Origin of the sequence: Flavobacterium microcysteis (genome assembly GCF_006385255.1) — a bacterium.
Lineage (GTDB): Bacteria > Bacteroidota > Bacteroidia > Flavobacteriales > Flavobacteriaceae > Flavobacterium > Flavobacterium microcysteis.
Genome location: NZ_VFJE01000053.1, coordinates 73,504 through 92,546, shown reverse-complemented (window position 1 = coordinate 92,546; position 19,043 = coordinate 73,504). Strand labels below are relative to the sequence as shown.

At 34.5% G+C, this 19,043-nt stretch carries 25 protein-coding genes; 5 read left to right on the top strand and 20 right to left on the bottom strand.

What is annotated here, in order from left to right; translation table 11 throughout:
* Nucleotides 1–160 precede the first annotated feature (160 nt).
* A complete protein-coding gene (locus FJA49_RS07630; RefSeq protein WP_140000398.1) occupies nt 161–397 on the bottom strand; it encodes a hypothetical protein in 237 nt (78 codons plus the stop codon).
* Nucleotides 398–500: 103 nt separating this feature from the next.
* On the opposite strand from FJA49_RS07630, the gene FJA49_RS07625 reads away from it, so the two are divergent.
* The 3 genes from FJA49_RS07625 (at nt 501) to FJA49_RS07615 (ending at nt 4,831) form a co-directional block, all read left to right on the top strand.
* Complete coding sequence (locus FJA49_RS07625; protein ID WP_140000397.1) at nt 501–1,553, top strand: DUF2891 domain-containing protein; 1,053 nt, start codon at nt 501–503, stop codon at nt 1,551–1,553.
* A 41-nt stretch (nt 1,554–1,594) separates the two neighbouring features.
* On the top strand, nt 1,595–3,139 hold the full coding sequence (locus tag FJA49_RS07620; RefSeq protein WP_140000396.1) for a T9SS type A sorting domain-containing protein: 1,545 nt from the start codon (nt 1,595–1,597) through the stop codon (nt 3,137–3,139).
* A 123-nt stretch (nt 3,140–3,262) separates the two neighbouring features.
* Entirely contained in the window at nt 3,263–4,831 is a 1,569-nt protein-coding gene (locus tag FJA49_RS07615; RefSeq protein ID WP_140000395.1) for an NAD(P)/FAD-dependent oxidoreductase, read from the top strand.
* A gap of 126 nt (nt 4,832–4,957) precedes the next feature.
* Here FJA49_RS07615 and FJA49_RS07610 read toward each other — a convergent pair whose 3' ends face one another.
* Nucleotides 4,958–5,311 (bottom strand): hypothetical protein, encoded by a 354-nt coding sequence (locus FJA49_RS07610; RefSeq protein WP_140000394.1) that lies wholly within the window; start codon nt 5,309–5,311, stop codon nt 4,958–4,960.
* Between the two features lie 341 nt (nt 5,312–5,652).
* Between FJA49_RS07610 and FJA49_RS07605 the strand changes: the two genes are divergently transcribed.
* Complete coding sequence (locus tag FJA49_RS07605) at nt 5,653–5,925, top strand: hypothetical protein (protein WP_140000393.1); 273 nt, start codon at nt 5,653–5,655, stop codon at nt 5,923–5,925.
* Between the two features lie 48 nt (nt 5,926–5,973).
* Here FJA49_RS07605 and FJA49_RS07600 read toward each other — a convergent pair whose 3' ends face one another.
* From FJA49_RS07600 to FJA49_RS07535, 15 genes are all read right to left on the bottom strand, one after another.
* A complete protein-coding gene (locus FJA49_RS07600; RefSeq protein WP_140000392.1) occupies nt 5,974–6,375 on the bottom strand; it encodes a hypothetical protein in 402 nt (133 codons plus the stop codon).
* Nucleotides 6,375–6,848, bottom strand: coding sequence for a hypothetical protein (locus tag FJA49_RS07595; RefSeq protein ID WP_140000391.1), 474 nt, complete (start codon nt 6,846–6,848; stop codon nt 6,375–6,377). Before FJA49_RS07595 ends, FJA49_RS07600 begins: the two co-directional genes overlap by 1 nt.
* A 431-nt stretch (nt 6,849–7,279) precedes the next feature.
* Nucleotides 7,280–8,092, bottom strand: coding sequence for a trypsin-like peptidase domain-containing protein (locus tag FJA49_RS07590; protein WP_140000390.1), 813 nt, complete (start codon nt 8,090–8,092; stop codon nt 7,280–7,282).
* A gap of 34 nt (nt 8,093–8,126) precedes the next feature.
* Complete coding sequence (locus FJA49_RS07585; protein ID WP_140000389.1) at nt 8,127–8,360, bottom strand: hypothetical protein; 234 nt, start codon at nt 8,358–8,360, stop codon at nt 8,127–8,129.
* A 2-nt stretch (nt 8,361–8,362) separates the two neighbouring features.
* Complete coding sequence (locus FJA49_RS18420) at nt 8,363–8,536, bottom strand: hypothetical protein (RefSeq protein ID WP_158629460.1); 174 nt, start codon at nt 8,534–8,536, stop codon at nt 8,363–8,365.
* 50 nt (nt 8,537–8,586) lie between these two features.
* Nucleotides 8,587–8,898: a hypothetical protein gene (locus FJA49_RS07580; protein WP_140000388.1), complete on the bottom strand. Its 312-nt coding sequence runs from the start codon at nt 8,896–8,898 to the stop codon at nt 8,587–8,589.
* A gap of 71 nt (nt 8,899–8,969) precedes the next feature.
* Nucleotides 8,970–9,542, bottom strand: coding sequence for a hypothetical protein (locus FJA49_RS07575; RefSeq protein WP_140000387.1), 573 nt, complete (start codon nt 9,540–9,542; stop codon nt 8,970–8,972).
* 204 nt (nt 9,543–9,746) lie between these two features.
* Complete coding sequence (locus FJA49_RS07570) at nt 9,747–10,496, bottom strand: RDD family protein (RefSeq protein WP_140000386.1); 750 nt, start codon at nt 10,494–10,496, stop codon at nt 9,747–9,749.
* Between the two features lie 157 nt (nt 10,497–10,653).
* Complete coding sequence (locus tag FJA49_RS07565) at nt 10,654–11,400, bottom strand: hypothetical protein (RefSeq protein WP_140000385.1); 747 nt, start codon at nt 11,398–11,400, stop codon at nt 10,654–10,656.
* A gap of 49 nt (nt 11,401–11,449) precedes the next feature.
* Nucleotides 11,450–11,842: a hypothetical protein gene (locus FJA49_RS07560; protein WP_140000384.1), complete on the bottom strand. Its 393-nt coding sequence runs from the start codon at nt 11,840–11,842 to the stop codon at nt 11,450–11,452.
* Between the two features lie 134 nt (nt 11,843–11,976).
* Nucleotides 11,977–13,023, bottom strand: coding sequence for a transglutaminase domain-containing protein (locus tag FJA49_RS07555; RefSeq protein ID WP_140000383.1), 1,047 nt, complete (start codon nt 13,021–13,023; stop codon nt 11,977–11,979).
* A gap of 17 nt (nt 13,024–13,040) precedes the next feature.
* Nucleotides 13,041–13,421 (bottom strand): 2-dehydro-3-deoxyphosphooctonate aldolase, encoded by a 381-nt coding sequence (locus FJA49_RS07550; protein ID WP_140000382.1) that lies wholly within the window; start codon nt 13,419–13,421, stop codon nt 13,041–13,043.
* Nucleotides 13,422–13,529: 108 nt separating this feature from the next.
* Nucleotides 13,530–14,054 (bottom strand): hypothetical protein, encoded by a 525-nt coding sequence (locus FJA49_RS07545; protein ID WP_140000381.1) that lies wholly within the window; start codon nt 14,052–14,054, stop codon nt 13,530–13,532.
* A 56-nt stretch (nt 14,055–14,110) separates the two neighbouring features.
* The gene (locus tag FJA49_RS07540) at nt 14,111–14,689 is read right to left on the bottom strand and encodes a hypothetical protein (RefSeq protein ID WP_140000380.1); all 579 of its coding nucleotides are present in this window, start codon (nt 14,687–14,689) and stop codon (nt 14,111–14,113) included.
* Nucleotides 14,690–14,726: 37 nt separating this feature from the next.
* On the bottom strand, nt 14,727–15,593 hold the full coding sequence (locus FJA49_RS07535) for a tetratricopeptide repeat protein (protein WP_140000379.1): 867 nt from the start codon (nt 15,591–15,593) through the stop codon (nt 14,727–14,729).
* A gap of 311 nt (nt 15,594–15,904) precedes the next feature.
* Here FJA49_RS07535 and FJA49_RS07530 point away from each other — a divergent pair, with 311 nt between their 5' ends.
* Nucleotides 15,905–17,347 (top strand): S41 family peptidase, encoded by a 1,443-nt coding sequence (locus FJA49_RS07530; protein WP_199758367.1) that lies wholly within the window; start codon nt 15,905–15,907, stop codon nt 17,345–17,347.
* A 181-nt stretch (nt 17,348–17,528) separates the two neighbouring features.
* On the opposite strand, the gene FJA49_RS07525 is transcribed toward FJA49_RS07530, so the two are convergent.
* The 3 genes from FJA49_RS07525 to FJA49_RS07515 all read right to left on the bottom strand — a co-directional run bounded on the left by FJA49_RS07525 (nt 17,529) and on the right by FJA49_RS07515 (nt 18,994).
* A complete protein-coding gene (locus FJA49_RS07525) occupies nt 17,529–17,831 on the bottom strand; it encodes a hypothetical protein (RefSeq protein WP_140000378.1) in 303 nt (100 codons plus the stop codon).
* Nucleotides 17,832–17,876: 45 nt separating this feature from the next.
* Nucleotides 17,877–18,203: a potassium transporter KefB gene (locus FJA49_RS07520; protein WP_140000377.1), complete on the bottom strand. Its 327-nt coding sequence runs from the start codon at nt 18,201–18,203 to the stop codon at nt 17,877–17,879.
* Nucleotides 18,204–18,439: 236 nt separating this feature from the next.
* A complete protein-coding gene (locus tag FJA49_RS07515) occupies nt 18,440–18,994 on the bottom strand; it encodes a YdeI/OmpD-associated family protein (protein WP_140000376.1) in 555 nt (184 codons plus the stop codon).
* Nucleotides 18,995–19,043: the final 49 nt, after the last annotated feature.

Genomic DNA, 19,043 nt, shown 5'->3' with positions numbered 1-19,043 from the left:
TTTGATTTAAGATTTCAGAGGGCACTATAAATGTTTTCTGGAATCTTATTTTTTTGCACTCACTCCCAACTATCAACCATCCACTATCCCTTTTCAACTATCCTCTATCCACTAAAAACTATCCACTATCCTCTGTCCACTAAAAACTATCCCTTATCAACTATTCCCACACTTCCCCTCTATGCGGTTTCAACGCATCCCTCACCGCAATCATATTCTCTTCTTCCACGACCATAAAAGCAATGGCGTGCATTTCGTGTAGGGTTTCGAATCCGGTGATGTTGAGTGGAAGCTTTTCTGCTTCGATAAATTCTTTAAGATGGATTTCGTGATGTTCTGCGGTTTTGGTGCCGGCTGGGCCTTTGAAATCCCATATTAGCTTTATTCTTCTGGACATTATTTATTGCTTTTTTGGAATACAAATCTACGAACTTATAGCGGCTTGTTCTTTTTTTGTATAGAATTAGTCACAAAAGTTTATTTTTGGGAAAAGATGTACCATGAAATTATCGCATTATCTCTTTCTTTTTTGTTTTCAATTGGGCTTTTCGCAAGAACTGACTTTAGAAAAAGCAAACCATCTCGCTACTTTGCCAATCAAGTGCCTGCAACAGGAATATCCTAATAAATTAGGACAACTTTTGCAGGACGCTACCGAATTACAATCACCAAAAAAGCTGCATCCGGCATTTTACGGCTGTTTTGACTGGCATTCGTCCGTTCACGGACATTGGAGCTTGGTCTATCTGTTAAAACAATTTCCAGACCTGGACAAACGCAATGAAATCATACAGAAATTAAAAGTAAATCTTTCTAAAGAAAACATACAGCAGGAAGTAGCTTACCTTTCCAAAGAGCATGAAAAGTCTTTTGAACGTACTTATGGCTGGACATGGTTGTTGAAATTGCAACTCGAGCTCGAAACCTCAAATGAACCCTATGCAAAAGAGTTGGCCAATAATCTGAAACCATTGTCAGATATTATCATTACACGATATATCGAATTTTTGCCAAAACTATTGTATCCTGTGCGGGCAGGAACGCATTCGAATACGGCTTTTGGGTTGAATTTTGCGTGGGATTATGCGGTACATTCCAAAAACGAAGCCTTGCAAAAAAGTATCAAAGAGAATGCGATGCGCTTATTTCAAAATGATAAAGATTGTCCCTTCACCTGGGAACCTAGCGGAACGGATTTCCTTTCGCCTTGCTTGGAAGAAATGGGCATCATGCAGCGTATTTTGCCTCGTGAAGAATTCTTGAAATGGATGAAAAGCTTTGCGCCACCACTTTTTAATAAAAAGTTTACCTGGGATGTGGCAAAGGTTTCTGATCGCACCGACGGTCATCTGGTGCATTTGGACGGATTGAATTTTAGCCGTGCCTGGAACTTATATTATCTAATCAACCAATATCCTAAAGAGTTTTCACATTTAAAAGTTTTGGCCGACAAACATATGGATTTTTCCTTACCTTCTGTAGTTGATGGGAACTATGAAGGCGAGCATTGGCTGGCTTCTTTTGCGTTGCGTGCTTATGAAGAAAAAAAATAATCGTATGTAAGTTTTTTTGTATATTTGAATAAAACAAACGTATGAAAAACAACTACTTAACTAAAAAATTATTTTGTGTATTGCTTCCCTTGCTTTTCCTTTCTAATAAAGGAAATGCGCAATATACCGTGTCAGCAATACCGCACCAAGCGTATACTTTAATCTCGCCAACGCCATTGTTTAATGTGGATGATCGCAATTCGCCGGTCGTAACCTTGCCATTTAACTTTACTTTTTATGGCAATACCTATAATCAATTGGTGGTATCTTCAAATGGGTATATCGATTTTAGGACAAGCCTAGCCAATCAAAATGGTCCATGGCAGATTACGACTACAATCCCAAATCTAAGTTTTCAGATAAAAAATGCAATCCTGGCCTGTTATCACGATTTGAATAATGGTAACGCAACAGGAACCATTTCCTATTCGGTTGTAGGTGCCGCTCCATACAGAAAATTCATTCTGATGTTTATTGACCAGCCACATTATGGAGGGGCAGTTTGTTCAAATCTGAAAAGTACATTCCAGACGGTACTTTATGAAACATTGAACACTATAGATGTGCAGATAATCAGCAAACCAGTTTGTACTGCATGGAATAGCGGAAATGCTATAACCGGTATTGTCAATGAATCAGGAACTATAGCACTGACACCTCCTGGAAGAAATACAGGGGCTTGGGCAGCTACACAGGAAGGATGGAGATTTAGTCTTCCGTCTGAAATGAATACGTATAAATACACAAAATGTGATCCAGACTTGGATGGTACTGCGGCTTTCGATCTTCAGGTTGTTATTGACGACCTTTCGGCTCCGTTTATGACGTTTCATCATACTTTATCTGATGCGCAAAATCAAGTTAATGAGATACAGCCATTAATTTATCATAACCCTGCTGCTTATGAGGAAATTATGTATGGTAATAATAATGGGCAGATTATAAAAATAATTCTTAGAGCCATCGACTGCAATGTGGATTATGATTTGGATACTATCGCAACAGCTTCTGAAGACCTGAATGGAGACGGGAATTTGGAAAATGATGATACAGATGGAGACGGTATTCCAAACTTCCTTGACAATGATGATGATGGCGATATGATTCTGACTTCTTTTGAATATGTATTTGCTTCCGGAAGAAATTCAAATAGTACTAATTCTCTTTTAGATACAGATAATGATGGTATTCCAAATTATTTGGATAATGATGATGATGGCGATGGAGTTCTGACTATTAATGAAGATTATAACAGAAACAATAATCCTGCTGATGATGATACGAACAATAACGGTCTTCCTGACTACTTAGAGATGGCTGTAGCTTTAGGTGTTGACGGACATAATCTTAACAGTTTGATTTCATTATATCCAAACCCGGTTTCAAACACTTTAAACATTGATAACAGAACCAACGAAGTGATTTCAAACATTGCAATATACTCCATCAACGGAATGTTGGTGAAGCAGGTTCCAAATGCGGCAAATACAACTTCTATTCCGGTTTCAGAGCTGCAAACGGGAATGTATTTCGTGAAAATGGAAGTAGGCAATCAGGTAATGAACTACAAGTTTATCAAGAAATAAAATCGTATTTTAGTCTTTATAAAAAGGTTTGGCGAAAGCTGAACCTTTTTTATTTTGCAATCTCTGATTTATGAAAAGCCATTAATTTATGGTAAAAAATAATCCTTTTTCTACCTTTGCCCCATGCCGAGAGAATTTCAAATACAAGTAGTGCCCGAAGTGGCTGCCAATTCGCAATTATTGACCGAACATGTTGCCAAGCTGATGCAGGTAAATCCTGCCGAAATCAGGCATATTGCCATACTCAAACGTTCTATTGACGCCCGACAAAAATCAATCAAGATTAATCTGAAGATTCAGGCGTATTGGAAAGAAGATTATCAGGAAACCAAAATCGGACTTCCGGAGTATAAAGATGTGTCTGGCAAGCAGGAAGTAATTGTTATTGGAGCAGGTCCTGCGGGTCTTTTTGCGGCTTTGCAATTGATTGAATTAGGACTAAAGCCTATAGTGTTGGAACGTGGCAAGGATGTGCAGGAAAGACGCCGTGATTTAAAAGCCATCAACAGAGATCATATCGTAAACGAGGATTCGAACTATTGTTATGGCGAGGGCGGAGCCGGAACTTATTCTGACGGTAAATTGTACACCCGTTCTAAAAAGCGTGGTGATGTAGACCGTATTTTGGAATTGTTTGTTGGGTTTGGCGCTTCGGAAGAAATTCTGGTAGAAGCACATCCGCATATCGGGACAAACAAACTGCCGAAAATCATCAAGTCAATGCGTGAAAAGATTATCGAGTTTGGTGGCGTAGTCTTGTTTGATACTCGTGTGACGGATATTTTAGTAAAAAACAACGAAGTAGAAGGAGTAGAAACCCAAAAGGGCGACCTCATAAAAGCTTCAAAAATCATATTGGCTACAGGCCATTCGGCAAGGGATATTTTTGAATTGCTTGACCGAAAGAAAATTTTTATCGAGGCCAAGCCTTTTGCTTTGGGCGTTCGTGCGGAGCATCCGCAAACGCTGATTGACAGCATACAGTACAGTTGTGATTTCCGTGGAGATTATCTTCCGCCGGCGCCGTATTCTATCGTGAAACAGGTGAACGGCAGGGGAATGTATTCGTTTTGTATGTGTCCGGGTGGCGTGATTGCACCTTGTGCTACAAGTCCGGGTGAGGTAGTAACCAACGGCTGGTCGCCATCCAAACGTGATCAGGAAACAGCCAATTCAGGAATTGTTGTCGAACTAAAACTGGAAGATTTTAAACCATTTGCCAAGTTTGGTGCTTTGGCGGGAATGGAATTCCAAAAAAGCATCGAACAGCGTGCCTGGCATTTGGCAGGCGAAACCCAACGAGTTCCGGCACAGCGTATGGTTGATTTTACGCAAAGCAAGGTTTCTGCCGATATTCCAAAAACATCTTATGTTCCGGGAACGACTCCGGTAGAACTGGGACAGGTTTTTCCGGGCTTTTTAACGCAAATCATGCGTGAAGGATTTGTGCAGTTTGGCAAATCCATGCGAGGTTATATGACCAACGATGCCATTTTGCATGCGCCCGAATCACGAACTTCATCGCCGGTGCGTATTCCAAGAGATAACTTCTCGTTAGAGCATGTGCACATCAAAGGCTTATATCCATGTGGGGAAGGCGCAGGTTATGCCGGAGGAATTATTTCGGCAGCTATTGATGGTGAAAAATGTGCTTTGAAAATTGGTGAGAGTTTGGGTATAGCTACTGCCTAAATCAATTGGGGTTCTAAGTTTCAAATCAATTTCTGATAAGATATACAAATAACAGGGCGAATTTAACCCTAGAACAAAAAAGCCTCTATCAAATAGAGGCTTTTTTGTTTATCGCAAATTTGCAATTTATGGGCAAGGAGGTACGGCACATTGTGTACTCAACGCTGCTATAGTGTCTCCTGCTACCAAAACTCCCGGAGAGCCTACTGCAACAGTTACGATTGTAGCTGTTCTTGGCACATTAAAAATACGTCCTCCGGTGGCGGCAAGAACCCCGTCAAGATACCAATTGATAGTTCCCGGAGGAAGAGGGTCTCCTGCAATCTTTACCCTGATATGCGTTGTTGTACAGGATGCAACGCACAAAGAATTGGCAAGCATCATTTTGCGATTAATGGTTTCTTCTTTTTTAGGGTTGCTGCTAGGTGATGTAAATCCAAACAGTAATAAGGGGATTGCTAATAAAAGTAATTTTTTCATAATGTAAAGTGTGTGAGAGTTAATAATAAAGCGCAATAATCAAATATAATGTATTGATTTTTAGTATGATTACGGATTTCCGTATATGAGGAGGAAATAATGGATAGCTTTATTCGTTTTGTAATTATCCGTATATAAGCGATTACAAATGGCTATGTGTTTAAATAAGGTGTATGTTTGTAATGCAAACTTTATTAATTTATGACACATTATTCACAAATCCATTTTGAAATGTACCTTGGGAGAGGCAAACGGGTGAAAGTCCCGAGACTGATTAATGTAAAAATTAACGAAGTTTGCGGTGACCTCTCCTTTTTTATAAACTTTATAATCCATACAAAATGCAAACTTCTAAAAGTCAAGGTGACGAGCTGAATCCTTCAGCCGACACAGCGGGTAATACACGAAACGTATCAAAGGTAAAGGTGTGGTTAACACCATCTCAATCTGAATTTATTGAATTTGTTTTGTTTTATGGCGCTTCGGAATTATCGAAGTCGTTAAAACTCGTGCATGATATGGCTTTATATCATTCTGATATTTCTATTAATGCTGATGAAAAGCGTGCGCTTTTTGGGGTGAAGTGTTTGTGGGAGGGAGTTGAGGAAATATAGAAAAACCGCTGGGAAGCGGTTTTTCTAGTGTAAAATACTTGTTAGTATTTATTCGTCAATTTCTATTTCTTCAATGATATAGTCAGAAAAACTGGAAGATTGAAACCAAAATACAATTTTATAATTTTTCCAATCAATAATTTGATTGTCATCAGGATGTTTGGTTTTAGTAGAATATTTAAAAATAAACGATTTGGTCTGTTCGGGAGCTAAGATAATATTGTAAGAAAGTTTGGATATGTATGTCTTGTCAAGATTTATATCTACTATGATTTCTCCTAAATTTTCTACGGGTTCATATTGAACCGGTTGATTCCATCCAGTACCAGTATTTTTAAGTTTTTCAATTGTTGGATGCTGTAAAAAAAGACGTATTAAATCTAATGCTTTTGTGTCCTTGTTTGTGATTGTAAACTTCATTATGGAGTCCTGTCTTCCGTTGAAACTCACTATTGGTTTTTTTTTTCTTCTTCAGATTTTATTTGTGAAAAAGATTCCGCAAGTTTCAAGTATAATTCTTGGGCTTTACTTTTTGCAACATCGTCAGTAAATATTTTGTCTTTTATTCCTTGATAAACTGCACATATTCCAGAACGTTTATTTATATATGCTTCATAAAATTCTTGAGATACTTTTATTTTACCACCACCATTTTTATTTACGATGTCATTTAAAGTCGAATTAAGTTCTCCTTTTGCTTTTGCGTCACCTTTAATTGCCGATAGATCTGATTTAACAGCAGCTTCTAGTTTTGTGGCAATTTCTAACATTGTTTTACTGTCATAACCTTCAGAAGCTTCCATCCAATTTAGTCGTTCTAAAGGACATCCTTTTGACCAGCCTAATTGTTTTAATGTTTTCGGTGTACCGCAACTAAGAATAAGAAAAGATACACTTAAAATGTAAATTACGTTTTTTTTCATGGCTATTCGTTTTATTGATTATTATTAGTTTCATTTATATATAGTGTAATATTTATAACTGTCTGAAATCAAATGTATTAAATTGTTTTTAAATGGAGAATAATTCTTACTAAAAGGTTTGATGTTCGAATGAGATCCTATGTCAGAGGGTAATGCACAACGTGCGAGAATGTAGGTGTGACTCACACTAGCTCAATTTGAATTTATTGAATTTGTTTTGTTTTATGGCACTTTGGAATTATCGAAGTCGTTAAAATTGGTACATGATATGGCTTTATATCATTCTGATATTTCTATAAATGCTGATGAAAAGCGTGCGCTTTTTGGTGTGAAGTGTTTGGGGAGAAAATTAAAAAAACCGCTGTGAGGCGGTTTTTTGTTTATAAAACTTATTGTTAATGCAATATTTGTCAATCTGAATTATCACAAAATTATAAACTATCTAAATTTGATTCTATTAATTCTGTGATAGAATCAAAGGGGATGCATACTGAAAAACCAGAATTTGCTACTTCTGTATTTTTAATTTTTTCACGACTATTATACCACTCAGTTTCATAAGGTATATATTGCGAGACAATTCCTATTACACAGAAACAACCATCTTCTCCTTGTTCTACAACAGGGCCTCCAGAGTTTCCTTGATAAGACGGGCAGTCTATTATAAAAGTATTTTCTTTAATATTTATACCTGAAATAATTCCTTTTCTCATTAAAGGTTTTGAGCTGTCAAAATATTTATTTTCTTTTAGACCTAATGAAGTAGGATATCCCATGAGATAAACTTCATTAGCTATTCTAATTTGATTTAGATTTCTTGTCGCTTCAATGTCTACCGATACTATATGGCTGGCAGATTCTTCTAAAATGTGAATATACTCTTCGATTTCTAAACTTGCAGGTCTTTTTATTTGGTTTAAATCATCTTTCAAAGGTACTGATTCTGAATATACAGGATAGTTTTTACCTAAAAGTATAACGCAAACATCAGAAGTTTTTGAATAGAATATTTTGGCTTCATCTAGATGAATTTGAAAAATTAATTTTCCATCATCTAATGGTGATTGACATGTTGCAATTAAAAGGTCACCATATAGATTATTGCTTGAATCATAGAAAACATGCTTGGCTGAAACAATAAAGTTATATCCTTTATATTTTAATCTGAATCCTGAACCTTTTGATTTTCCTTCGTTAATTGAAAGTGAAATAGAATATGCAAAATTATCTTCATGTATTATCATAATGAGTCAACTGTTTATAGATTATAATATTATTTTAAGTAAACCTAATTTCATTTTCAGAAACCTTCTGAAAAAGGTGCTTGTATTTGCTTGATGCGATAGACGTTCTTAATTTTATTTGCTCACTGAGTGATATATTTCCTTTTCTAATTGGGAATAAATTACGCTTTTCAATTTCTTTGGCTATTTCGTCATATGAAGCTGTCCGATTAGGCTTTTTTAATAAAATTAAAATTACAGCCTCATGTAGAGTGAGTAAATTTTTCATGTTTAAATTAAACCATTATCTGATTTAAATTTTTCAATAGAAATCGTTGGTTGAAAAAAATTAGCATAATGTTGCTTTACCTTTTCTAGTCTTTCAATTTCTTCTTTATTGTTTTCTTCTACTGCCTTTTTGAGATCTCTTATTATTTGATATCCTAATTCAATCCATTCCTCCATAAATATTAGTTTTTAAGTTTATCAAGTAAAATTTTCTGCGATTTATTAATTTATAATATTTTAAGTTCAAATTTATTCTCTCCAACTTTGCAAAGTTTAAGTTTAAAAGGTTTCCCATATTTCCAATTGCTTAAATCATTTTTGAGTAAAAATTTCCCAATAATTATATTTCTAATTTCGGGACATTTTTTCGTGAAATTTTGTGATGTACGTTTAATAGAATTAGTGTCAACAATAATTTCTTCCCAATCTTTTAAATCGTCAAAATTTTTAATGCCTATACGAATTCCATATCCGGCTCCTGAACTGTTTTTGTTTCCGTTATTCCATGTTTTTACAATATAACAAATAGTGTTATTCATATTTAATTTATTGATTCTAAGATGTTTTGAAACTTGAGGATTTTGAATTTTTGTTTAAAAATTGGCTTTTATCATAAATTTTGAGCCTTTTTTATACTCTCATTAAGTACCCAAGCTATTAATTCCTCGACAGCGACTTTTTTTACATTGCCAAAAAAATTAAACAATTTATTCTTTTTAGGTTTAGGTATATTTCTACTATCTTTTAAATAATCTTCTATTGTTGAATAAAGTTCTTGAAATGCAAACATTTTATCATTTTGTTCTAATTCAACAATTTGTAAATCTTCAACATTCCTATCAACTATTTTAAAAAAAATGACACCCGGTAACTCGGCTGTGTTTTCTATTTCGAATGCTCCTAAAAAAATTTGATTAAATGTTTTGATTAGCTTTTTGTCGTTAGAATGGATATAGAAAATAGATAATTCAGAACCTGAAAGTCTATCTAGTTTTGCAAAACCTCCTTGACTTTTTAGAATGTCTCTAATTTGATTATCATGAAAATCATATAAGATGAATGCAAATGATTTGGCACGCCCATTATCTAAATGATTTTCACATATCTGAATAAATGTTCTTAAGAAACTTTTGAATCCATGCCCAATCCCTTGTTGATGTCCTTGTTCGTAAATTGGTATCATTAATTGTAGATTGTTTAGTTGAAATTTTGTAATTGTCTGAAATCAAATATATTAAAATATTATATCCAAAGTAAATTCTTACTAAAACATTTGATAAAAAGCATATTTTATCGATAAAATGTTTTTATGAATTTAATAGAAATAACAAAGCCGCCTAATAGGCGGCTTAGCTGTTTTGAAAATTACAATTAATAACTATTTTTATTATTGCATTTCTATTACTTTCCATTGTCCATTTTCTTTCTCTAAATAGACATTTACGTGCATGTCATTAGTGTTTCCTAACACTTTGATTTCAAGTTGGGCTTGTCCTTCATTGTTAGATACACTAATGTTTCCTGTTGGCATTATTCCGTAGCCTTTAATACCTCCGGTTTGGATTCGGATTTCTTCACTTTTTTCGATTTCGGTTATTGCAGTTTTATAGGCGTCTGAATTTTTCATGGCACTACCTATTAAAACAATAAAGAGTACAAAAAAGGCAATTGCAACGCCAATAAGCATTAAAATTCGAGGAAGCTGTGCCGGCTTATTAGGATTTTTGACTACAATTGTTTTAGCAATCTTATCTCCTAATCTTTTCTTTTGATCGCTTGTTGCCAATACGATAAATTCAACAGGCCAAATTATAAACGGCACATTCCGTAAAAATAAACGACCAATTGATGGTATTTGGGTTGGGTTATTTTCATCACGAATCATAATTCCCATAGCCCATTTTCCAATACTAATTCCTTTTATACTGTCTTTTAATAAGTATAAAAGAAATCCTAAAGACATAATCAAAGGCAGGGATATTATTTTACCTGTACTGGCTTTATCTATAAAATCTGGGCCAAGTGCGAGAAAGCAAATAGAGACTATTAAGAAGCTTAACACGAAGTGGTCGATTAAAAATGCTACAATTCGTCTTTTTCGGCTTGATTTAAGAAATGTTGTTGTTTGTTCTGTCATAGTTGTTGATTTAAATTGGCTTTGTTATTTAGGGGATTTTTGCTGTTATCTTTCTCTTATCGTTTCATACTTCGGCTTATCAAACTCTTTATCATTAATTTTTTTAATATTTTCTTTATTAAGGTGTCGTTATTAATGCTATAGGTCTTATTCTTTTTTATTCAAACTTCTTATAATTAGCATTCCAATACTTTTCAATAAAATCCCATTTTTCATCAAACTTAGATATGTTTTTGGTATAAGGCAGTTTTTCAATCTGTTTTTGGTTTTCTTCATTATTGCCAATAATTTTAAAAATCTCAATTACTTGAGGATTTTTTTCTATTTCAAATTCACAGCCTTGTCCGTATATATGCCCGATTTGGATGGCAGTAAAATTATCAATATAGAATAAATCGCTTACCCAATTATAATCTGCACATCCCGCTCTTTCATAGGAATAATAATATTTTGGATTTGTTTTGAGTTGAGTTGAATATGAAAATTTGACAAAGTCTTTTACATTTTTGAACTCATTGTTTTTGCTGTCAAACAAATAAAGATAAAAGGAAGGATTATTGCCGAGATAAGTGAATTGTATGTCGGTATTACCATCCTTATTAAAGTCAATAAATTCAAAGTCGCCTAATCCGATGGATGAAATGGTATCTGTTTTTATATTTTTTGAATTTCTGATAAAGGTTAGCGTGACATTCTCTTCATCGATGTCATTTATCGTGAATTGAAAGTTTTGTTTGTTGACAACAAATGTGGTATCAAAATAATGGATTTGTTGGTTTTCGGTTTTAGTGGCTTGTACGGTTGTAGTGTCTGATAAAGTTTTTTCAGGAAATTCTTTAGTATCTTGATTTTGCTTGCAAGAAGTAAATGAGATGAATAATAGTATTACTATAACTGATTTCATGGGGGTTTATTTAATATACGAAAATTAAATGTGCTTAATAAATCTGTTATTAATGTGTCTTTTCAATCCCATAATAATCAAAGAAATTAAAAGCATATTCAAAATAAATTGTCGCTAAAATTGCGGTAATACTAATGCTTACTAAGAGGACTTTTGACCAATAAATTTGTTTTGAGTTTCCTGTTTTCAATGTCTTAGATGCAAAATAGGGCAGGAAAACCATAAAGATAGGAATTATAAATCCGGTACTTAAAACCCAGGCTGATCCGATTGCAACATAACACGAGATGATTGTAAAATATATGGCAGCTGATAAAACAAAGCCTAAAAATACTTGTTCTAATTTAAGTTCTCTTTTTGGGATGCTTTTTATTACTGAAACCATCGAAATAATACTAATTATAGCAGCTAAGAGTATAAAAGGAAAAATTACTATTCCCATAATTGTTTAATTTATTTAATGACACATTTGAAATTAAATGCACCGAATTGTTGTGATTGGATTTCTGATAAATGATTAAAATAAAAATGATTGCTTTGAAATGATGCGGTTTAAAGTGACAGTTGGCAGCAATCTTATTCCGTAATCTTTACTAGATATTTTAGAACGAGCCTGTGCTCAAATAAAATTTCAATATATCGTAGTGAGTTGCTTTGCACAACATATTCAAAGGAATAGATGCCGTTTTGTTTTGTGGGTGTAATATATTCCTGTTTGCTGAGTGCCTTGTCATCTATAGTTCTTACTCCTTTAGTAACCCGCCATATTTTTGGATTTCGTTTGAGATTAGTATTGATTTGGAGATTCTTGATTGATTTTGAATATTGGAACGAAAATTTAATGGTGTCATTTATTTTTTGATTCAATACCCCGGAATCTGGCGAAATAATTTCAATTAAAGGAAGCTTTGTGCCTTCGATATAAGGATTTTGCTTGAAAAGCTTTTTATTATACTTGGAATTTACCAATAGTAAAGTGTCTTTTGGGAAATGATTTCGGGATAATTTATCTATGGGCGTTAACCAATAATAGTCATTGTATTTTTTTACAAATCCGTTTAATTTTCCATTTTCTTTTTTTGTGCAGTATCCTGACGCCCAGGTCGCATCTAAATAATGATATTCGTTGTCAATGACAATTGCATTCCAGGCATGGTCTAAAATACCCATTCGGCCAACATGCGCCGCGTCTGTTTTTATATATCCGTTAATAATAATGCAGTTAACACCAGCAATGGCACACATTCTTTTGTAAAGTTCGGAGTATCCCCAACAAATCGCTTTTTTCTTCCGAAGGATTTTTTTAATTTCTTTGTTTTTCCAATCAATCATTTTTTGCTGACATTCTGCTTTGTTCTTACACCTGAATTTTTTTGCTCTTTTGTTTTTATTGAACAGTTTATAGTCGTAGCTGATAGTATTGGTAATCCATTTAAAAATGACTTCGGCTTTTTCTAAGTCCGTATTGGAGTTTTTAGTAAGTGAAATAACCAATTTAGATAAGTCCCCATCATACTCTATGTTTTCATAATCGTTTGATGAGATTTCATCCACGTCAATTTCATCCTGCGAATAAGCAAAAAATGAGGCAAAGAGCAGGATCGATAAAAAAAAGGATTTCATTATTTTATTTACAAAGTTTACTTGAACTTAAAACCTACAGGAGCCTTTAAGGATGCTTTGTCATACATATTGAGATATAACATTACTGTATCTTTTTTACCTTCATAAGTTACAGCATAAGCATCTAGCATACCGCTACCAAAAGGACTGTTTTTTGTTTCAAAAGCACAGCAGCTTCCTGTTCTCTCATAATTTATAGTTTCCCCATTTGGGCCGGATAATGAATTCAGATATCTTCTTTCGTTAGCTGGGCCGTTTGAAAAACCACCCACTTTTATCGGATTTTTTTCGGTATAGCCATACGATGCATCTGTGTTGACTTTTGAATCTCCTGATTTATTTGATGAACATGAAACTACGGCAAGGCTGATTAGTAAAGTTTTAATTAGTGATTTCATTTGTTTTGTTTTTTTGTTTGTTAAAGTTTTGATTTAAAATGTTTTGTTTTTGTGTGAGGATGATATGTTGTTTAATTGCATTTCTCAGATTTAGTATCCCAATATTTTTTAATGCTTATCAATTGCCAACTTTAATTCTTTGAGATAAAGTTTATCAAGTTCTATTTCATTTGGACTTAGATTTTGTCTTTTTGCGATATGGTTTTTGTTTATTTCTGTCCAGAGGCTGCTAATTTCTTCAGGAGTTTCAGCCAGTATTGCTATTTCATCAGAGCTTTTTTTAGCCCATTGTGCAATTGCTATGGAATCATTTGGAGTAAGTACCGAAAGAAAATCTTTGGTGTTGTTTTCTACATATTCAAAAGCAAAATTGCAATAGCTTTCAGCCACAGCACCATCAATTGTATCTGCAAAACTTAAAAATTGGATGATGTTTTTTCTCCTGTCTTCGGGTTTTGATTTTTCTATATCTTCTATTGCCTGAGAAATATCATTTTCAAGTTTGTTGGAATCCGTAATTTCTGATTTGGACTCTATTGTGGTGGGAAGATTGGCTTTTGGCGAATCAATTTCTTGTTTTTTACAGCTATTTAAAAATAGGAGTAATACAAGAATGCAGATAGAATTTTTCATTTGTTAACAGTTAATGTTGAAGGTCTCAGTATCTTATTCATTCAGCTCTCTTATAATTAGTATTTCGATATTTCTTTTCTATATATACTGATTTCACTACTTGTGGCTATTACGAAAGTTTCTCCATCATATGAAAATCCGTAGGCACGTAATTCATAGTCGTGAAAAATCCTAAAACATTGTTGCGCTTGATTTTCTTTGTAGATGCTTTTAAAACGAGGCTCAAAAATAATATCGATAATTGGCCATTCGGTAGCCATAAATTTCAGGGAATCTCCATCTTTGTTCATTAGAGGCAAACCTCCTCCATGCAGTCCGGAAACAAAAATCTTCTCATTTGATAAAACTCCTATTCCCTGGGCAGTTAATTCAAAAGAATCTATCCAATTCCAATCGGTATTATAATCTCTCTCTATTAATTTTAGATTCTCACAATCAATTATTCCCCTGCCTTGGCTTGAAATGACTAATAAGAGATTTGGATATTGTTTAGAAAACCCAATTTCACTTAACCCGCCAATTCCAAATACAAGTTTTCTCCATCCTTGTGGGACATCAGATTTTATAGTCTGATCAACAAGGTTTTGGAGTCTCTTTTTGTTTTCGCTTTCTAGGTCTTTCTTAAAAAAGTTCATTTTGGCAGTGTTAGTTTTGAAAGTGGGCATGTGGGTTTTAATCCAACTGAATATCATGCTCCTTGGCAATCTTCTTAAACAACTCTTCTTTATTTTCTTCCAGCATTTTTTGATAAATGGCACCTATAACCAGTTCAGAATCTTTAGCGTATTGGGAGTTTTCTTCAATATAGATTCGGTGTGCTGTGAATATATTGTTCAGTGCTTTTTCGTAATTCTTTAGCAAGAAATAATTTTTCCCGGCCCCAAAATAACCTTCGGCATTATTGGGATGGTACTGTATTAGTTTTTCATAATATCCAATAGCTGTTTTAAAATCTGATTTTAAAGAATAGACAACGGCAATATTCATCAGTGCAAAGTCGCCTTCAGGATAAATTTCGAGTGATTTTTTATAGTATTTTATAGCATCGTTATACTTTTCCAATTTCCTGTAACAAACAGCCAAATCATCATAAGCCAAGACAAAGTTTTCGTCTCTTTTAATAGCCATAAGAAAGTTCTCAATGGCTAATTTATGTTGACCATTGCGCATAAAATCTTTAGCTATTATATAAGCGTTTTGTGCGCTTTCAATTTTGGAATCGGAATAGAATATTTTTTCTTTATCGTCTGATTTTTGCCCTTTTGCCTTGTCACAGATTTCAGGCAAAAGACTTTTGACTTTTGGGAGCAATGTCATGAGTCCTTCGACCGTATTTAATTCTTCCCGGGTTTTGGCGTCTTCTTCTTTAGCAATAGCATCCTTTACGATATCGGCAATGCAGTTTCTGTAAGCATCATCGCCAATTTCAGCTTTTTGCGCTACGCATTCGCATGCTTTTTTAGCAATTTTTTCTTCTATGCTTTGAGCGTTGGATAGAAATGAAATAAGGACAAAAGTTGGGAGTAGAATTTTTTTCATGGGTTAATGAGATCTATGAGTGGTTAGCTAGGTTTATAGTTATTCTAGATAATCGTTTGAAATCAAATATATTAAAATGTTTTAAACTAGAGTAAAATTCTTATAAAACAAAGCATTTAGGAGTTCATAAAAATAGCTGTTTTAAAACTTTGCGCCTTTGCGTGAAATAGTTGCTCGCAAAGGCGCAAAGACACAAAAGGCATAATGAATAAAATAAGCTAATTTGAATATAGAATTGGTGTAAAGTTTCTTTATTATCTTGCAGATGATTTTTAGACTGAACTAGAGGTCATAACATAACCCTTACTTTTATGAAATTTACTTTCCAGGCATTTTTGCTCTCCTCCTTTTTAATGTTTACCACATTTGTCGTAAAAGCCCAAACATGCGACTGTTCCGAAGCTTTTAAATGGGTTAAAGAGACATTTGAAAAAAACGATGCCGGCTTTGATTATGCTATCCAGCAAAAAGGAATGGATATGTATGAAAAACACAATGCTGCATTTTCAGCAAAAATGAAAACGATAACAGAAAGTCATGAATGTGCTGAAGTGCTTAATGAATGGTTGAAGTTTTTTAGAAAAGGACATTTTGGAGTTATGGCTTTGGCAACAGCTCCGGGAAAATCGGCAGATGTTAAGGAATGGCCAGTATTAGCTGTAAAGGAAAAAGAATTGCGAAACAAGCCTACAAAAGATGTTAAGGACTTTGCGGGAATATGGAAAGTAGGAGTGTATAAAATTGGTATTGTCAAAAAGGATAAAGGTTATAAAGGAGTTGTACTGGAAACGACTAATGCAGCATGGAAACCGCAACAGTTAAAATTGGAAATAAAAGAAGATGGCTCTGGTGTTTATTATATGGGAGATTTTTCGCCTTTAAAATTCAGCAAGGTAGATTGGATTGGGAAAAATGCTATAAAATTGGCACCTGCGATTCAGTTGCAGCGAGAATACCCTACTTTTCCTGAAAATGCAGATATACAACTCTACGCAAAAGCAATGAGTACCGGAAAGCCTTTTATGGAGAAAATTTCTGGAGAGACTTTGCTATTGCGAATTCCTTCTTTTAACGGGATGCAAAAAAAGGCGATTGACAGCGTGCTTTTGGCCAATGAAAAAGATATCAAGAGTACTAAGAATCTAATAATTGATATTCGTAACGGAACGGGTGGCGATGATGACAGTTATGCGAATATTATCCCTTATTTGTATACGAATCCAATACGTATTGTAGGCATGGAACTTTTGTCTACACCATTAAACAACAAAAGGATGGAAGGCTACTTGTCTATGCCGGACTTGTCAGAAAAAAGTAGAATGCAGGTAAATGCTGCGCTCACATTGCTTAATGACAATCTAGGTAAATTTGTGAATTTGAACGGAGACGATAAAGTGCATATACAGAAGATGGATTCTGTATTGCCTTTTCCCCAACAGGTAGCTATCATAGCCAATGAGGCTAACGGAAGTACTGACGAACAGTTTTTGATGGCAGCTAAACAAAGCAAAAAAGTAAAGCTTTTTGGAACGACTACTTTTGGGGTATTGGATATTTCAAACATGAATTTTGTAAAATCACCAGATGAGAAATTCCAATTGGGCTACTGTTTATCTAAAAGCTATAGAATACCAGGCATGCAGATTGACGGTATCGGACTACAGCCTGATTATTTTATAGATAGTACTATCCCGAAAGAACTTTGGGTAAAATATGCAACTTCTGTTTTAGAAGATAAAGAGTTTCAGCCATAAGAAAAAGCCTCAATTGAGGCTTTTTTATTGTTTTTCTGGGCAATAGATTTCTAAGTTATACTTTTTTCTTTGCGGCTCTGCGTCTTTGCGTGAAACAATTACTCGCAAAGAAGCAGAGCCACAAAGTTTATAAGGAAAGGATTTTGAAAAATTGACTTTCGTTAGGTATAGATTTCATAAATCAGCAGCAATCCTGAAGAATACGATCATGGGTGATTACAAATGTCATCCACAAAGTCACAAGAATTATTAGCACATTAAGAATACCGAGGAATGTGTAATAATTTCCCTGAAAGTTATTGGGCTTATTACTGTTTTTCTTGGCGTAAAACTTTGAGCCAATTGCAATCAGCATCAAAAGAAATAAGATAATAAACCCCGGATAAATTTCAGAAATCACAACGCCAATAAAGCCAAGCACTACTGCCATGAAAGTTACTATCACGGATAGGGTAGTAATACTATTAAATGATTTCGTTGCCATTTTGATAGTAATTTAAAGGTTGTTTTAGTTGGTCGAATTGCGAAATTAATTCCAATACGTACCGTTTAATCCTAATACGGTGCCCATCCAAAGCGCTATAATAAATGCTATAGCTCCAATCAAGAAAGCCGCTATTCTTGTTCCTATTTTTTTGCCGCCCATAAATTGATTGATGTAATGGAATAGGCCACCACCAAAAGCTCCCGCCAATGGTACAATTATAAGAGGTTTAATTCTCCAGAATTTTCCCCATTCCGGATTGGGCTCGCCAGCGGTTATCAGGAAGAAAAGAATCAAAGCTGTAGCAATTCCTCCGCCAATTAATATTCTTCTTTTTAAAGTTGAAGAAAGAGTGTGTGATGTTGCGTTCATGATATGAAGATTTTTGATTTAAGATTTTTGATTTAAGATTTTCGACTTTCGACTTTCGACTTTCGACTTTCGACTTTCGGCTTTCGAAAAGTACTTTGTAATTCAAAGTAAATACATATTTTAGAACTGTGCAAAAAATAATCAGAAAAAATTATGAGCAATAGTGAAAAAGGTTGTGAGGGCCTGTTTTTGCTAGGAAAAGGAATTATAGAAAAAGTAGCGTTATTCTGTAATTATCAGACTCTTTTTTGTTGCTCGCTTTCACGGATTGTTTTTTCAAGTCGGGATTGTCTGGTTTTTTCCTGCTTTGCATCCATGATCCAATGAATCGTTAGCTTTTTATAAGATGGAGCTTGTTTCATAAAGAAATCCCAGGCGGCGGTGTTCTTTCTGAATTGACTTTCATATTCGGCATCAAGAAGTACAGGTTCATTTTCATAGGAATAAATCTTTGACCTGCTTTCTATTCTTTGGATGAAAGCGTTTTGTCCAGCTTCGGTCATCAGTCCGGCTTTGGTAAGTTCTTCCATCTTTTTGATATTTATGGCACTCCAGTTGCTTGTCTTTTTTCGTGGTGTAAAGCGAATAGAATAACTTTCTTTGTCTACAGACCTCCGTACTCCGTCGATCCAGCCAAAACAAAGTGCCTGGTCAACAGATTGCGACCAGGTCATTGATGGTTTCCCACTGTCCAATTTATAGAAACCGACCAGAAGCTCCGTTTCGTTTTTATGGTGCTTTTTGAGCCATTTTCTAAATTCCGCCTGTGATGCAAAAAAGGTTGCTACCATTGTGTTTTCTTTAATTTTAAAATGTCTGCCATTATGGGCATTTTATAGT

Bases quoted from the DNA above. Each gene is read 5' to 3' on its own strand.
- FJA49_RS07620 (WP_140000396.1), top strand. From the start codon at position 1,595: ATGAAAAACAACTACTTAACTAAAAAATTATTTTGTGTATTGCTTCCC.
- FJA49_RS07520 (WP_140000377.1), bottom strand. From the start codon at position 18,203: ATGAACGCAACATCACACACTCTTTCTTCAACTTTAAAAAGAAGAATA.
- FJA49_RS07560 (WP_140000384.1), bottom strand. From the start codon at position 11,842: ATGGGAATAGTAATTTTTCCTTTTATACTCTTAGCTGCTATAATTAGT.
- FJA49_RS18420 (WP_158629460.1), bottom strand. From the start codon at position 8,536: ATGGAGGAATGGATTGAATTAGGATATCAAATAATAAGAGATCTCAAA.
- FJA49_RS07530 (WP_199758367.1), top strand. From the start codon at position 15,905: ATGAAATTTACTTTCCAGGCATTTTTGCTCTCCTCCTTTTTAATGTTT.
- FJA49_RS07610 (WP_140000394.1), bottom strand. From the start codon at position 5,311: ATGAAAAAATTACTTTTATTAGCAATCCCCTTATTACTGTTTGGATTT.
- FJA49_RS07625 (WP_140000397.1), top strand. From the start codon at position 501: ATGAAATTATCGCATTATCTCTTTCTTTTTTGTTTTCAATTGGGCTTT.
- FJA49_RS07525 (WP_140000378.1), bottom strand. From the start codon at position 17,831: ATGGCAACGAAATCATTTAATAGTATTACTACCCTATCCGTGATAGTA.
- FJA49_RS07550 (WP_140000382.1), bottom strand. From the start codon at position 13,421: ATGAAATCACTAATTAAAACTTTACTAATCAGCCTTGCCGTAGTTTCA.
- FJA49_RS07555 (WP_140000383.1), bottom strand. From the start codon at position 13,023: ATGAAATCCTTTTTTTTATCGATCCTGCTCTTTGCCTCATTTTTTGCT.
- FJA49_RS07630 (WP_140000398.1), bottom strand. From the start codon at position 397: ATGTCCAGAAGAATAAAGCTAATATGGGATTTCAAAGGCCCAGCCGGC.
- FJA49_RS07515 (WP_140000376.1), bottom strand. From the start codon at position 18,994: ATGGTAGCAACCTTTTTTGCATCACAGGCGGAATTTAGAAAATGGCTC.
- FJA49_RS07575 (WP_140000387.1), bottom strand. From the start codon at position 9,542: ATGATACCAATTTACGAACAAGGACATCAACAAGGGATTGGGCATGGA.
- FJA49_RS07590 (WP_140000390.1), bottom strand. From the start codon at position 8,092: ATGATAATACATGAAGATAATTTTGCATATTCTATTTCACTTTCAATT.
- FJA49_RS07545 (WP_140000381.1), bottom strand. From the start codon at position 14,054: ATGAAAAATTCTATCTGCATTCTTGTATTACTCCTATTTTTAAATAGC.
- FJA49_RS07615 (WP_140000395.1), top strand. From the start codon at position 3,263: ATGCCGAGAGAATTTCAAATACAAGTAGTGCCCGAAGTGGCTGCCAAT.
- FJA49_RS07540 (WP_140000380.1), bottom strand. From the start codon at position 14,689: ATGAACTTTTTTAAGAAAGACCTAGAAAGCGAAAACAAAAAGAGACTC.
- FJA49_RS07580 (WP_140000388.1), bottom strand. From the start codon at position 8,898: ATGAATAACACTATTTGTTATATTGTAAAAACATGGAATAACGGAAAC.
- FJA49_RS07605 (WP_140000393.1), top strand. From the start codon at position 5,653: ATGCAAACTTCTAAAAGTCAAGGTGACGAGCTGAATCCTTCAGCCGAC.
- FJA49_RS07595 (WP_140000391.1), bottom strand. From the start codon at position 6,848: ATGAAAAAAAACGTAATTTACATTTTAAGTGTATCTTTTCTTATTCTT.
- FJA49_RS07570 (WP_140000386.1), bottom strand. From the start codon at position 10,496: ATGACAGAACAAACAACAACATTTCTTAAATCAAGCCGAAAAAGACGA.
- FJA49_RS07565 (WP_140000385.1), bottom strand. From the start codon at position 11,400: ATGAAATCAGTTATAGTAATACTATTATTCATCTCATTTACTTCTTGC.
- FJA49_RS07535 (WP_140000379.1), bottom strand. From the start codon at position 15,593: ATGAAAAAAATTCTACTCCCAACTTTTGTCCTTATTTCATTTCTATCC.
- FJA49_RS07585 (WP_140000389.1), bottom strand. From the start codon at position 8,360: ATGAAAAATTTACTCACTCTACATGAGGCTGTAATTTTAATTTTATTA.